15 protein-coding genes are annotated in these 12,693 nt (G+C 43.9%); 5 read left to right on the top strand and 10 right to left on the bottom strand.

The window, feature by feature from the left end; genetic code table 11:
- Window positions 1-4: 4 nt before the first annotated feature.
- The 7 genes from flgF to ABUE20_RS14605 all read right to left on the bottom strand — a co-directional run bounded on the left by flgF (window position 5) and on the right by ABUE20_RS14605 (window position 5,645).
- On the bottom strand, window positions 5-754 hold the full coding sequence (flgF, locus tag ABUE20_RS14635; RefSeq protein ID WP_408620690.1) for a flagellar basal-body rod protein FlgF: 750 nt from the start codon (window positions 752-754) through the stop codon (window positions 5-7).
- A gap of 110 nt (window positions 755-864) precedes the next feature.
- Window positions 865-2,169, bottom strand: a complete 1,305-nt coding sequence (gene flgE / locus ABUE20_RS14630; protein WP_408620689.1) for a flagellar hook protein FlgE — start codon at window positions 2,167-2,169, stop codon at window positions 865-867.
- Window positions 2,170-2,199: 30 nt separating this feature from the next.
- Entirely contained in the window at window positions 2,200-2,895 is a 696-nt protein-coding gene (locus ABUE20_RS14625; RefSeq protein ID WP_408620688.1) for a flagellar hook assembly protein FlgD, read from the bottom strand.
- 16 nt (window positions 2,896-2,911) lie between these two features.
- Complete coding sequence (flgC, locus tag ABUE20_RS14620) at window positions 2,912-3,331, bottom strand: flagellar basal body rod protein FlgC (protein WP_408620687.1); 420 nt, start codon at window positions 3,329-3,331, stop codon at window positions 2,912-2,914.
- 2 nt (window positions 3,332-3,333) lie between these two features.
- A complete protein-coding gene (flgB, locus tag ABUE20_RS14615; RefSeq protein WP_408620686.1) occupies window positions 3,334-3,729 on the bottom strand; it encodes a flagellar basal body rod protein FlgB in 396 nt (131 codons plus the stop codon).
- Window positions 3,730-3,875: 146 nt separating this feature from the next.
- Window positions 3,876-4,697, bottom strand: a complete 822-nt coding sequence (locus ABUE20_RS14610; protein ID WP_408620685.1) for a CheR family methyltransferase — start codon at window positions 4,695-4,697, stop codon at window positions 3,876-3,878.
- 24 nt (window positions 4,698-4,721) lie between these two features.
- Window positions 4,722-5,645: a chemotaxis protein CheV gene (locus ABUE20_RS14605; protein WP_408620684.1), complete on the bottom strand. Its 924-nt coding sequence runs from the start codon at window positions 5,643-5,645 to the stop codon at window positions 4,722-4,724.
- 175 nt (window positions 5,646-5,820) lie between these two features.
- On the opposite strand from ABUE20_RS14605, the gene flgA reads away from it, so the two are divergent.
- The 3 genes from flgA to ABUE20_RS14590 all read left to right on the top strand — a co-directional run bounded on the left by flgA (window position 5,821) and on the right by ABUE20_RS14590 (window position 7,357).
- Complete coding sequence (flgA, locus tag ABUE20_RS14600; RefSeq protein WP_408620683.1) at window positions 5,821-6,501, top strand: flagellar basal body P-ring formation chaperone FlgA; 681 nt, start codon at window positions 5,821-5,823, stop codon at window positions 6,499-6,501.
- A gap of 88 nt (window positions 6,502-6,589) precedes the next feature.
- Entirely contained in the window at window positions 6,590-6,919 is a 330-nt protein-coding gene (gene flgM / locus ABUE20_RS14595; protein ID WP_408620682.1) for a flagellar biosynthesis anti-sigma factor FlgM, read from the top strand.
- Between the two features lie 12 nt (window positions 6,920-6,931).
- Complete coding sequence (locus ABUE20_RS14590) at window positions 6,932-7,357, top strand: flagella synthesis protein FlgN (RefSeq protein ID WP_408620681.1); 426 nt, start codon at window positions 6,932-6,934, stop codon at window positions 7,355-7,357.
- A gap of 430 nt (window positions 7,358-7,787) precedes the next feature.
- Here ABUE20_RS14590 and ABUE20_RS14585 read toward each other — a convergent pair whose 3' ends face one another.
- The 3 genes from ABUE20_RS14585 to ABUE20_RS14575 all read right to left on the bottom strand — a co-directional run bounded on the left by ABUE20_RS14585 (window position 7,788) and on the right by ABUE20_RS14575 (window position 9,713).
- On the bottom strand, window positions 7,788-8,552 hold the full coding sequence (locus tag ABUE20_RS14585; protein WP_408620680.1) for a FlgO family outer membrane protein: 765 nt from the start codon (window positions 8,550-8,552) through the stop codon (window positions 7,788-7,790).
- A gap of 86 nt (window positions 8,553-8,638) precedes the next feature.
- Window positions 8,639-9,109, bottom strand: coding sequence for an LPP20 family lipoprotein (locus ABUE20_RS14580; RefSeq protein ID WP_408620679.1), 471 nt, complete (start codon window positions 9,107-9,109; stop codon window positions 8,639-8,641).
- 19 nt (window positions 9,110-9,128) lie between these two features.
- A complete protein-coding gene (locus ABUE20_RS14575) occupies window positions 9,129-9,713 on the bottom strand; it encodes a FlgO family outer membrane protein (protein WP_408620678.1) in 585 nt (194 codons plus the stop codon).
- Window positions 9,714-9,865: 152 nt separating this feature from the next.
- Between ABUE20_RS14575 and ABUE20_RS14570 the strand changes: the two genes are divergently transcribed.
- Window positions 9,866-11,530, top strand: coding sequence for a response regulator (locus ABUE20_RS14570; protein ID WP_408620677.1), 1,665 nt, complete (start codon window positions 9,866-9,868; stop codon window positions 11,528-11,530).
- A gap of 93 nt (window positions 11,531-11,623) precedes the next feature.
- Window positions 11,624-12,436 (top strand): exodeoxyribonuclease III, encoded by an 813-nt coding sequence (xthA, locus tag ABUE20_RS14565; RefSeq protein ID WP_408620676.1) that lies wholly within the window; start codon window positions 11,624-11,626, stop codon window positions 12,434-12,436.
- Window positions 12,437-12,693: the final 257 nt, after the last annotated feature.

Here is a 12,693-nt window from a genome sequence, read left to right as displayed (position 1 = left end):
GGTATTAACTACGTAAATTCAGCAATCGTGTGACACTGCGATCATTGTCCTCAGCCGCTCGCATCATCTTCACTTGCATATCATAATTTCGTTGTAAATTGATTAACTGCGTCATTTCCAGAATCGGGTTCACATTACTCGATTCCAGCGCCCCTTTAATCACTTCGACATTCGCATCCGCTGTAATCGGTGCATTATTATTTAAACGGAATAATCCATCAGTCCCCTTGCGAAGATCCTGAAACGCCGGATTGGCCAATTTGATCCGGTTTGCCACTTCAACTCCATCGGCCGGAGCTCCCTGTGGCCGAACTTCCACGGTTCCATCACGATTAATATTGACCTTTTCGACCGGGAGTGGAATCACAATCGGCTGATTGTTATTTCCTAATACCGGATGCCCCGTCATCGTCTGTAATACACCTGCCGCGGAAATAGTCAAATTACCGTCGCGAGTTAATGCTTCTTGCCCATTCTCGTCTTGAATAGAAATCCAACCCCGATTGGCAACGGCGATGTCCAGATCTCGACCGGTCGTTTTCAACGCTCCGGGCACAAAATTTTGTCCGGGATTTTCCCGCATGGCAAAGACCCGACTGGGAAGACCATCCCCATAGGCCTGCATCGCCCGGGCCTGTTCGAAATCACTTTTAAACCCGGTGGTATTGGCATTGGCGAGGTTATTCCCATGCACGGCCAGTGCATCCATCCCCTGAGCCGCTCCGGTCATCGATATGTAAAGAAATTTATCCATCTGGCTAATCCTGCGTCAAATCACTGACTTTCAGCAATGTTGCAAAAGCAATGCCAAGAAACGAAAAAAGCCCGCTTTGCGGGCTTTTTATACCAATGAATATGCAGCTATTAACGGATCTGAATAATCGTTTGTTGCAGTGTACTGTCCACTTCCAACGCCCTTGAGTTGGCCTGGAAGTTTCGCTGCGCTGAAATCAAATTCACCAACTGATTGGTCAAATTCACGTTAGATTGCTCCAGTGCCGATGAATTAATCTTCCCAAAAGTACCTTTATCGGGTTCCCCGGCAATCGCTTCACCAGAACCTTGAGACTGCTGCCAAGCTGTATCCCCAGTCTGACTCAGTCCCTGAGGGTTATTGAATTTAGCCAATGCCACTTTGGAAACGAAGCGGGTTACACCATTACTATAAGAGGCTTTCACCAACCCATCGGTTCCGATATCAATACCGGTCAATTTCCCGACGGTTGACCCATCCTGAGACAGATCCGTAACTTCAAATGCAGAAGAGAACTGGGTTGAACCATCGACTCGGAAGTTCAACGTTTGAGTCGGATCGACCGCACCATTCGCCGAATCCCATACCCCGCCTAAAGTACTCAATGGAGCGGTAGTCACACCGGCTGGCGGTACAGGATTGGTCAGTGCCCCGGCATTATCAAATTGCAGCGTTTGAGCCGCGACCCCATCCACACCAATCGCAGAACCACCGACCACATTCAAAGGACGACCATCGACATAGATCGCCTGATGCCAGGTATTCGGTACGGCACGGTCTTTAATAAAGTAAGATTGAGCAACATGCGATCCACCCAACGAATCATAAATAGTCGCTGAGGTCGATGAGGTATACGTCGAGGTATCGTTCGGATCAAATGTCGTTGGATCCAAGCCCTGTTCCCCACTGGGCAAGTTAAAAGACATATCCACATTTGTTGTCATGGTCGGTGAACCGACTTCACTATTGATCTGGATCGGAGAAGTTCCCGCCATACTGACCGATGAAGGTGTTCCCTGAGCATTAACGCCATACCCCTGCAAGAAATCGCCCTCTGAATTCACAATAAAGTTATCAGAATCTAGCTTAAAGGCACCCGCTCGGGTAAATTTATGGTTGAGGCTGTCGCGATCTTCTGAGGTCACAAAAAAGCCTTCACCACTCACCGCTAAATCCAGTGAGTTTTGAGTGAATTTCATAGACCCTTGGTCAAATTGCTGTGCGACTGCAACGGTTTTCGTCCCGTTCCCAGTAGCTGTTTTCGCGTTGGAAAACAATGAATTTGCATACACATCTGCAAATTCGGCGCGAGAACGTTTAAAGCCGGTAGTATCAACGTTGGCGATGTTATTCGACGTTGTATCCAGGTCCTTTTGTGATGCGTTAATGCCGCTAAGGGCGATACCAAATGCCATCTCTCAATCTCCTATCGTTCGCTTAACGTACTAGCCTTCACCGACTTCAAGCACGTCCTTCATGTTAAATCCGCCCAGTCCTGCCAGGTTCAGTTTGACACCTTTTGATCCCTGACCAGAAAGACTGACACTGCTAACATGACCATAAGTCGCCGCAGGTAATTCAATATTTTTATCGCCCTGCTTCGCACTAATTTTTACGTGGTACTCACCGGCTGGTGCCGCCTTACCCGTGGCATCTGTTCCATCCCATGAATACTTCATATTTCCTTTACCATCCCCCAGGTTGATCGACTTAACGAGTTCCCCTGCAGAATTCTCAATTTGGACCGTTACCCCGGTTGCCCCTTTATCGGCAATCGCAACCCCAGAAAATCCCTGTCCGTCACTCATTCCTTTCGTCGCTGGAACTAACACGGAACGTCCTACCAGAGTTGAAGCCTGCAATGCTGCGGATGAGTTCATGACATTGTTTAAATTCGCAAACTGATCAGTCAATTTCGAAATACCATCGGATGTCTGAAACGATGACATCTGTGAAATCATCTGAGCATTGTCCACCGGCTTAGACGGATCCTGATAAGCCAACTGTTGGGTCAGCAAAGAGAAGAAATCTTTTTGATCTAATCTCTTATTATCACTGGGAGCAGACTCTGGCTTAGGCTCCGGCTGTTTCGCCTTCTCCGGCCAATAGATACTGCTATCTAAACCTTTAATACCTGCCATTTACCCACACTCCTGACTAACTCTTACCTAAATTTAATGTTGAGTTAAGCATTTGCTTCGCAGCATCGGCGACCTGAACGTTCGTTTGGTAAGAACGAGAAGCACTGATCATATCCGCCATCTCTTCCATCACATTTACATTCGGTTTGTAAATGTACCCATCCTGATCGGCTAAAGGATGATTCGGATTATATTCACGACGCAAAGGTGCATCACTTTCAACAATCCCTTTCACTTCAACCCGAACCGCGGGACTCTGAGCGTCCATCGCCTGATTAAGTTCTGCTGCAAATACAGGCTTACGAGCTCGATAAGTATCTTCAAAATTAGAAGACACACTATCGGCGTTTGCCAAATTACTCGCGGTTGTATTCAGACGGACAGACTGTGCTTTCAATCCGGAACCTGAGACATCAAATACATTAAATAAACTCATTATTATTGTCCTGTAATCGATTTTCTAAGCCCACTAATCTTACTATTCAAAAAATCCACACTGGCTTCATAGCGCATGCCATTTTCCATATAGCGTGTCTTTTCCGTCTGCATATCAACCGTATTGCCATCACCGGTATCAGGTTGGTCCGGAATTCGGTATCCAACAGCGGGGTCAAACGCCCCAGTACCGGCAATATGTCTTTCGTTAGTTCTTAGTAAGCGAAAATCGTGCCCATTCATCGCAGATGCTAAAGCTTTTTTAAAATCGAGATCTTTAGCTTTGTAATTTGGCGTATCGGCATTAGCGATATTACTAGCTAAAAGTTCAGCCCGACGCGAGCGGACTCCTAGCGTGTACTGGTGTACACCGAATGCTTTATCAAATGTAATCGACATACCTACCTCCTGAAATACCTGAGAGGGAAACTGCAACTAATATGCCATTACAAATTTTTGACGATTAAAAATGGGGAAGAAAACGGCAGAAACAAGATGAAGAAGCGGCAACAAAGCGGCAAATCTTTCCGCTTTGCCACGTCTGTTTATTTTAAACGATAAATAATTCCGGGGTTACAACGAATCATCTCAAAGCGATCCGTTAATCCGGTCAGAGATTCAGAAGCCCCTAATATCAGATAGCCGCCGGGATTCAACGAGCCAGCAAACTGATTGAGGATCTTAGATTTCACATCTGCGGAGAAATAAATCAATACATTGCGGCAGAAAATAATATCGAATTTTCCCAGCAACGCATAACTATCCAAAAGATTCAATGGTCTAAAACTCACACTCTTTTGAACCTGTGCGCTCACCTTAAAACGACCATTTCCGATATCTTCAAAAAATTGGCGCTTACGTTCCGGTGACAACCCTCGCGCCAAAGCCAAGGCATCATATTCGCCTCGTTTACAATGCTCCAGCATCGAAGGTGAAATATCCGTCCCAATAATCTGCACACTCGATAACGCACCAGGACGTTTTTTCTGAAATTCCTGAATGATCATCGAGATCGAATAGGGTTCCTGTCCGGAAGAACAAGCAGCTGACCAGATTTTTACACCTCGACGCTGCTTGGATAATTCTGGGAGCAACCGATCTGTTAACAACTGAAAAGGATATGAATCACGAAACCATAATGTTTCATTGGTGGTCATCGCATCCACAACAGAAGCCCGCAGATCCCGCTGTCGTAAACTCATTGCCTGTTTGATTAATTCATGCAATGTTCCCGTCTGATATTTTTGTACCAATGGCGACAGCCGGCTTTTGACTAAATACTGCTTGTTCGTTCCCAGGACGATACCGCATTGCTGTTCTAAAAAACTACTAAACTGAGAATACAGCTCATCCGAAAGCTCTTTCACGCTATAGCTACCTATTTATATGTATTATGATTCTATTGATTCTCGTACTGCAGACGCCAATTCATCAGGATTAAATTTAGCAATAAAGGCGTTCGCACCCACTTTATCAACCATAGCCTGATTAAAAACACCGCTCAGAGATGTATGAAGTATCACTTTGAGATCCCGTAATGCCGGATCAGAGCGAATTTCAGCAGTAAGGGTATAACCATCCATTTCAGGCATTTCAATATCAGAGATGACCAAAGCATAATAATCGGTAATTTTATCGCTTTCTTTAGCCTGTGCTTTCAGTACGTTTAATGCTTCACGCCCATCTTTGCAAAGATCAACTTCAATCCCTAATGATGATACGGCTCGTTTCACCTGATTTCGAGCCACAGATGAATCATCAGCCACTAAAATCTTACGATCGCCCAACGCAGCGCTTGTTTCAGCTTCATCGATAATGGACTCACTGACCTCAGTGGGTGCCGGAGAAATTTCATCTAGGATTTTTTCAACATCCAAGATAGAAACCAACTCTTTTTCTACTTCCGTCACAGCGGTTAGATAGTTGAATTTCCCGGCTCCTTTAGGGGGTGGAAGGATATCTTCCCAGTTCATATTGATGATTCGTTCTACAGAACCGACCAAAAACCCCTGAACCGAACGGTTATATTCTGCGATGATAATAAAAGCCTTGCTTAAATCAGCGATAGGACGACCACCAGTCGCACGACTTAAATCAATGACCGAAATCGTTTGCCCACGAATATGAGCGATCCCACGAATCACCGAGTTTAACTTAGGCAGCGCGGTTAATGGAGGACACTGCAAGACCTCTTTGACCTTAAATACGTTAATCCCATAACGCTGTGAACCATTCAGCCGAAATAGCAACAACTCCAGCCGGTTCTGCCCAACCAATTGAGTTCTCTGGTTTACTGAATCAAGAATTCCCGCCATGCTATCTTCTCTCCTTGAGCAAAAGGCATAACTTTTGCGTGCTATCATCGTATATGGGTTACGGGGCCAAACGTCAGAAAATTGACAATCACGCCTTAAACCAAATACATTTTTACTCTATATAAGCATAGACAAAAGCTTAAACATTCACTGCTTTATCGACCAAAAACAAAAAATGATTAAACTGATTTATTTCGCTATTTTACTCTGTATGCTGAGTTTTCATACTGTTGCACAACCCACTGTCGCACAAAAAGTCCGCGCAGCCGCAGAAAAATTTGTCCAAGACAATATAACTCCTAAAAAAAATCAACGTATCTCAGTTGAAGCAGTTAATATTGATCCTAGAACCAATTTTGAACAATGCCAGAATTTTAGCTATTACCTGCCGGCAGGGGAAGTAAAACCCACTACCACGGTCCGCGTCACCTGCCGGGAATCCGCAAAATTCCGACTTTATATTCCCGTCAGGGTCACATGGCTTATTCCCGTCGTAACCATGAAAAGAGCAGCCGATCAGGGAACGACCCTCGATCAAAATACGTTAAAAATGGGTTATGTCGATAAAAATAAAATTTATGGGGGTCACTATACCCAAATTAATCAGTTAATTGGAGCTAAACTAAAAAAACGGGCTCAACGCGACGAGATAGTTAATAGGCATGATGTATGCATGGTTTGTCGTGGAGATTCTGTTACGATTATCGCAAAAGGAAAAGGAATTTATCTAAGTACAACCGGTACTGCATTGTCAGATGGTCGAATTCGAGATACCATCCGCGTGAAAAACACGCAGTCCCAACGGATTATAAGAGCAACCGTAACAGATGTAGGAAAAGTTAGCGTAGAGATGTAAAAAAGAGTTAAAGCTCTTTGGCTGACAGCCGATAAAATGGTCAGCTTCATTAATACATGTTGAACGAAACAGTGACAAGGTGCCAATCATGGCTATGAATATCAACAACATCAATAGTAATCGTAACAATGCGATTGATAACAGCCGCCAACAGGATCGCAGCCGGGTTTCAACATCCGACCAAAGTGCTCAGACCGCTTCTACTTCTGCACCTCAGGATTCTGTTATGTTAACTGATCAGGCTCGCCAGCTCAGTCAGATTGAGCAAGGCTTAAAACAAAGCAGTGGTACAGATAATAGCCAGAGGATTGCAGCACTAAGACAAGCTGTCTCTGATGGAAGCTATCAAGTCGATGCACCTCGCGTGGCCCAGAAGATGGGAAGTATGGAAGAACAAATGAATACATTGTATCGCTAGAATTAAGATACGATGTTATCTCTCGAAACACTTCTCACCCACCAACAGCAATATCTCCAGGATTTGCTGGCTTTACTCGTCGACGAACATCAGTCCTTGGCAAAACGGGATGTGGACGCGATTCATCAAGTCGCGACGGATAAAAATGCATTACTGCAAAAATTGATCAAAACCGATCAGTTATTAGCAGCCCACCCGCAACGCGAATCACTAAAAACCGATCCTGCATTAAATAAAAAACGGCAACAGCTTGAGCAGCTTTTAAATGACTGCCATCAGGCTAATGCAATCAATGGCCGGATTATTGAAGCCAGTAGTGCTGAGATCGAACGTTTAGCTCACGACTTAAATAAATTACTGCAACAGCAATCCATGACCTATGACAAATTAGGCAAGCGCCACTCCGCCAGTCATCATGGCAAAAGTTTTAAAGTTTAATCAGACTCACTCGATCAGCGATAACCTAAATTATTTCCTTCGATCATCGTTAATCACATTAGGATAGATCACATAATCCTAATAAAGTTGGATGCGTCTCGGTAAAATGCCTTAGAACAGCTTTTGCTCTATATCTCTCTATATTAACTTCCGTATTTTCGAGCTGTTCATGATCTATCACGGCCTTTATTTTCTCTGAGGCAATCCGACAAAAGCTTCATATATATGCGCGTGTATGCTTGATGTGTGGCTAAGGTTTTTACATAGACGATGCTGATGGATCAATGCAGAAAGTGCTAGCTTGTTGTTTGTTTAAACAAAATCGGCTCTCAATACTTCAACCATTTTTAGCCATAAAAATGCCCGGTAAAATTCATGACCGGGCATTTTCATCAATATTCGTTATTCAGCTGATATCGGTATCACGTCCTTAATTGGAACGAATCAATACCACACCATCTTTCACTTTAGGCTTAGCGCGTGATGGATCAATATCCATCGCATTATTATAAACCTGTGTCGGGATCAGCTGCTGGGCTGAAGCCACCACTACTTTAGATTCAGCCCCAACAATGCGAGCATTCACCATATAACCATAAGAGGTGCGCGTATAAGTCCCAACCAACAAATATTGAATCGGCTGTTCTTTAGCTAATTCTTTGACGTTTCGGCTATAAACAAAGTCACCACTGGGCGTGATCCGGATAAAACCAGTCGCTTTATAATCGATAACCGACATTCCATGTTGCTGCATTTCATACACAAAACTTTCCGCCAGTTGCATCCCAAAAACATTCGTCTGACGTAGGTCATTTAAAGCAACAAACGATGCGACCCCTATTGGTGTGGATGGATTCACATAACGAGCACTGTTAAGCATTTGCTGCGCCATACCCGCTACATAATCCGCCAGATTATGCTTCATCAACGGCTGCACTTTTTCATCATCAACTGTTTTCACAACCGGTCTGGGAGCGGGTTTCGGCTGTTCCTTTTTCTTGTCAGAACCAAAAAACAGCTGGCTCCAGAAACCTGGTTCCTCTTTTTTTTCCGCTGTGGTGGTAGATACCGGCTGATAATAACCCGGTTGTTCCGGTTGTTGATTACTTTGATCGGATGACGAATCGCCCCACCCTAGCATCGAACAGCCAGATAGCATAGACGTCAAAACAAGACCCAGCATAATCGATTTCATTGCTTATTCCTTTTCGGGATATTCTCTACATGGCTACAGACCTATTATCGGCTATAGCAGGCATAACTTTAACAACCGCGCTTGGCTTAGTCTGTCGATCCTAAATAATCGGTATCATCTTCAATCGTCGGCGACATCGACATGGCTACGCGATAAACCTCACGGAAATCCAGCTCCATTTCTGTCACATAGGTATCATCCATTCGGTACGACTTAATCACTCTGGCCCCGCGGATAATCCCATAGACAGAAGCTTCCAATGCTTCATTACCTAAAACTAAATCATTCACAGTGACATTACTGGCCACTTTTTGCCCATAAACCCTCTCAGAAAGTTCCCGATAAGCATCGAGCTTAGACGCACGCATGGCCTTTAACTGCTTCATCGCATCACTGGATCCCATCTGATCACTGATCGGGGCATAACCCACAGCTCGAATCACAGCAAATTCTTGCGGCGGTTTTTTGGTAAACGTATCCTCTTTATGTATTTTGGGCAGTTTAATATCTGAAAACGTATTTTTGATCGTGCTGCAACCAGACAGTAACCCGATCATCAAACCTATCACCCACCATTTATGGCCGAATATCATCTCGAATTAACCCTCCGTTAACAGCTCGAACCGCAGGGACTAAGGGTGCGATATCAGCTGGAAAAAATTCATAAGCTGCACTAACGACAGCTCGATCACTCAAGCGAATCATCCGCACATTCACATGTAATCCGGAGCGACTCGATTGATAACTACCGACCAACATATAGGTAATATGCATTCGGTTGGCCAATTTTGAAGCCTCACGACTCAGAGCAAATTCTCCAGCCCCAGGGACGGTATGTAGATTCCCGGTCAACCGAGGTTCCACTAAATGAACGCCCTGAGATTCAAAAGCGGCAAACATGGACTCTGACAGTTGCCGCCCGAAGCCATCCGTCGCATCTAATTTATCCAAATTTACAATGGTCGTAATTGCCACCGTCTGTGACGAGCGAACCTTCGGCATATTTGCTAAAATACGATCAGACAAACGTAACACGACGCTATAAAACTGATTATCCTTACTTTCTTTCGGTGGAATGTAAGTATATTCAATGCGATGATCGGTTATCATTTCACAGCCACTTAATAAGGCTATGATTAATCCAATAAGGCAATAACGCATCTTTGACTCCTTTCGTTATGGCCTTAAGGAAGCAATATTCATTCCAATTTAAATTATTTAGCTGTGTTAAACACTCTACGCCGAAGGCTAAACCCATTCGTCGAATAAATAAGGTATGGTAGAATGCGCGGGTTACAGGGATAGATGGGCATATGAGCACACAATTTAGTTTTGTTGGAAAACAAGTTTTGATCGTTGATGACCAACGCGCTTTCCAGATTATGCTGCGATCTATGCTCCAAAATTTTGGCGCTACAGACTTTCATTTCGCGGCGTCGGGCGAAGCGGCCATTAGAACTTGTCAAAAATACAGTTTTGATATTCTGCTCGTCGATTACAATCTTGGTACCGGGAAAAACGGAGCGCAACTGCTCGAAGAGCTGCGTCTGACTAAGGCGATTTCGCCTTCGGCGCTATATATTATCATCAGTGGCGATAATAATCGCAGCATGGTACTTAATGCTCTGGAAATGGAACCCGATGATTTTTTAACGAAGCCATTTTCGCAGTATCAGCTGATTAACCGGATCGCTCGTGCGTATCAAAAACGGCAGGAATTACTTCCCATCTATACTCATTTGGATGAACATCAATACCAATCGGCTGTCGAGACCTGCAAAAGCTATATCCGTGACCAAGGGCGTTATCAGTCCTATTGTCATAACCTAATGATCGAATCTTTTATTCACCTTCAAGATTATGAAAATGCACATATCCATCTGTGCCAACAACTAAAAGAACACCCCCAAACATGGGCTCTGGCCACATTAGGACAAGTCCAGTTTTTAATGGGTGACTACGCTAAATCCATTCATACTCTGGAACTAGTCATTGAAGAGCACCCATTGATCTTATTGGCTTATGATCATCTGGCCAAGGCTTACCGGGCCAATAACCAACTTCCTGAAGCATTGAGCATCATCCAAAAAGCTAATCAGATATCGCCTTATTCAATATCCAGACAACAGTTGATGGCCGAATTGGCACTAGATAGCCACAATTTAAGTTTGGCTAAAGAAACGTTTGGCCGCATTTTACAACTCGCCAGACGTTCTATTCATCGTGGCCCACAACACCTGTGTAATTTCATTAGGAGCCTCATTGATGAAGCTCAAAATGAAGAGGATTTATATCGTAAAAATCGATTACTTCAGGAAGTCAACTCCGTCTTGCATAAGGCCCGTTATGAAGAGGGGAACTACGATGGTTTTGATTTTGAGGCCTTCGAAGGCCTGAGTCAGGCTCGGGTACATGCTACAAAAGGTGAAATGCATCGTGCTAAACAGATCTTATTTTCCAGTAACGAAGGCGCACTTGAATCCCCCGAGCAAATTGACGACATTCTACTTCCAGATACTTTTTTAACACTCAACTCCGTTGGCGAATATGAATATGCCGTCCCGCTGGCGGATGAACTGAAAAAACGGGACAAACTCGAGTATTTTTCCACACTGATAGCCAATAAATTGGCTGATAGTCCAGCTTTTGTAGAGCGATTAGATACCTTCCGAGCTCTAAACCATCAAGGGATCACGTCTTACAGCGAGGGTAATTACCTCAAAGCATGCCAGTATTTTCGTAAGGCCTTGAAAGAAGCACCGGGGAATACCGGGGCCATCTTAAATAAAATCCAAGCGATATTAAAATTCTTAGAAACATCAACAGGACGACATTTATCTGAATTAGAAGAGTGTAAACAAGCAATTAAATCATTAGATGGCTTACATCTGAGTGAATCCCATAAACAACGTTTACAATCTTTACGGGAAGAATTTGAAACGCTAGTCAATCTAAGAAATTCAGGCTCACGTTCATAAATCGATGGATCATCCGAAAATAAGTATACAATGATTTCAGCAATATTGATATTTTGTTAACATCTTGTCACCGTCGTTCAAATAAAACTTGCTATGAAAATTGTCTCTTTCAATATCAACGGCCTGCGGGCCAGACTTCATCAATTAGCGGCTCTGATTGAAAAACATCACCCCGATGTGATCGGGCTACAAGAAATTAAAGTACATGATGATGTTTTCCCTAAAGAGGCGGTAGAAGCGCTGGGATATCACGTTTACTACCACGGACAAAAAGCCCATCACGGTGTTGCAACGTTAACCAAACGACCTGCGATTGCTGTTGAAAAAGGACTGCCTTGGGATGAAGAAGATGCCCAGAGACGGATGATCATTACCACCGTTGAAGACGAAAATAATCAGCCCATCAAAATTTTTAACGGTTATTTCCCGCAAGGAGAAAATCGTAGCCATGAAACTAAGTTTCCGGCTAAACAAAAATTTTACGCCGATCTCACACGCTATTTAGAAGAATCACACTCCCCCGACCAAGCGATTGTCGTTTTGGGAGATATCAATATTTCACCCACAGATTTAGACATCGGGATTGGGGAAGCCAATGCCAAACGCTGGCTTAAAACCGGTAAATGTAGTTTCCTACCAGAAGAACGAGAATGGCTCCAAAAATTGCTGGATTGGGGACTTGTTGATACTTATCGACAATTAAATCCAGATATCAATGATCAATTTAGTTGGTTCGATTACCGTAGTCGAGGCTTTGATGATAACCGAGGCCTTCGAATCGATGCTATTTTAGCGACTACCAAACTCGCGCAGCGAGCCTCACAAAGCCATATTGATTACCCTTTACGAGGCATCGAAAAACCTTCGGATCATGCACCGCTCTGGACTGAATTTACTCCCGAGTAAACACGTCTACCCGGCAACATATTGCCGGGTTATTTCCGCATAGACAAATATCCGGCCCCATCGACTTCACTTGAAGAACCCATATTAAAAATCAGGACAAATCCGCTACCGACAGGTCCCTATCTAAACGGGGATAACCACCCATCCAATCCCAACATTTTTATCCAAATGATCCCCAAACAACCTAGGACTGATCACCGATCTCTTCCATAAGATATAACATCGTCGATTTATTAAACGATAACAATTCTTATTTT

Source organism: Celerinatantimonas marina, assembly GCF_046054165.1.
In the GTDB taxonomy this organism is placed as follows: domain Bacteria; phylum Pseudomonadota; class Gammaproteobacteria; order Enterobacterales; family Celerinatantimonadaceae; genus Celerinatantimonas.
Note: the sequence above shows the minus strand (reverse complement) of the source record. Positions and strands in the feature narration are given on the sequence as shown.

Bases quoted from the DNA above. Each gene is read 5' to 3' on its own strand.
- flgF (WP_408620690.1), bottom strand. From the start codon at position 754: ATGGATAAATTTCTTTACATATCGATGACCGGAGCGGCTCAGGGGATG.
- ABUE20_RS14605 (WP_408620684.1), bottom strand. From the start codon at position 5,645: ATGGCGGGAATTCTTGATTCAGTAAACCAGAGAACTCAATTGGTTGGG.
- ABUE20_RS14590 (WP_408620681.1), top strand. From the start codon at position 6,932: ATGTTATCTCTCGAAACACTTCTCACCCACCAACAGCAATATCTCCAG.
- ABUE20_RS14570 (WP_408620677.1), top strand. From the start codon at position 9,866: ATGAGCACACAATTTAGTTTTGTTGGAAAACAAGTTTTGATCGTTGAT.
- ABUE20_RS14585 (WP_408620680.1), bottom strand. From the start codon at position 8,552: ATGAAATCGATTATGCTGGGTCTTGTTTTGACGTCTATGCTATCTGGC.
- ABUE20_RS14575 (WP_408620678.1), bottom strand. From the start codon at position 9,713: ATGCGTTATTGCCTTATTGGATTAATCATAGCCTTATTAAGTGGCTGT.
- xthA (WP_408620676.1), top strand. From the start codon at position 11,624: ATGAAAATTGTCTCTTTCAATATCAACGGCCTGCGGGCCAGACTTCAT.
- flgC (WP_408620687.1), bottom strand. From the start codon at position 3,331: ATGAGTTTATTTAATGTATTTGATGTCTCAGGTTCCGGATTGAAAGCA.
- flgE (WP_408620689.1), bottom strand. From the start codon at position 2,169: ATGGCATTTGGTATCGCCCTTAGCGGCATTAACGCATCACAAAAGGAC.
- flgB (WP_408620686.1), bottom strand. From the start codon at position 3,729: ATGTCGATTACATTTGATAAAGCATTCGGTGTACACCAGTACACGCTA.
- ABUE20_RS14580 (WP_408620679.1), bottom strand. From the start codon at position 9,109: ATGATCGGGTTACTGTCTGGTTGCAGCACGATCAAAAATACGTTTTCA.
- ABUE20_RS14625 (WP_408620688.1), bottom strand. From the start codon at position 2,895: ATGGCAGGTATTAAAGGTTTAGATAGCAGTATCTATTGGCCGGAGAAG.
- flgA (WP_408620683.1), top strand. From the start codon at position 5,821: ATGATTAAACTGATTTATTTCGCTATTTTACTCTGTATGCTGAGTTTT.
- flgM (WP_408620682.1), top strand. From the start codon at position 6,590: ATGGCTATGAATATCAACAACATCAATAGTAATCGTAACAATGCGATT.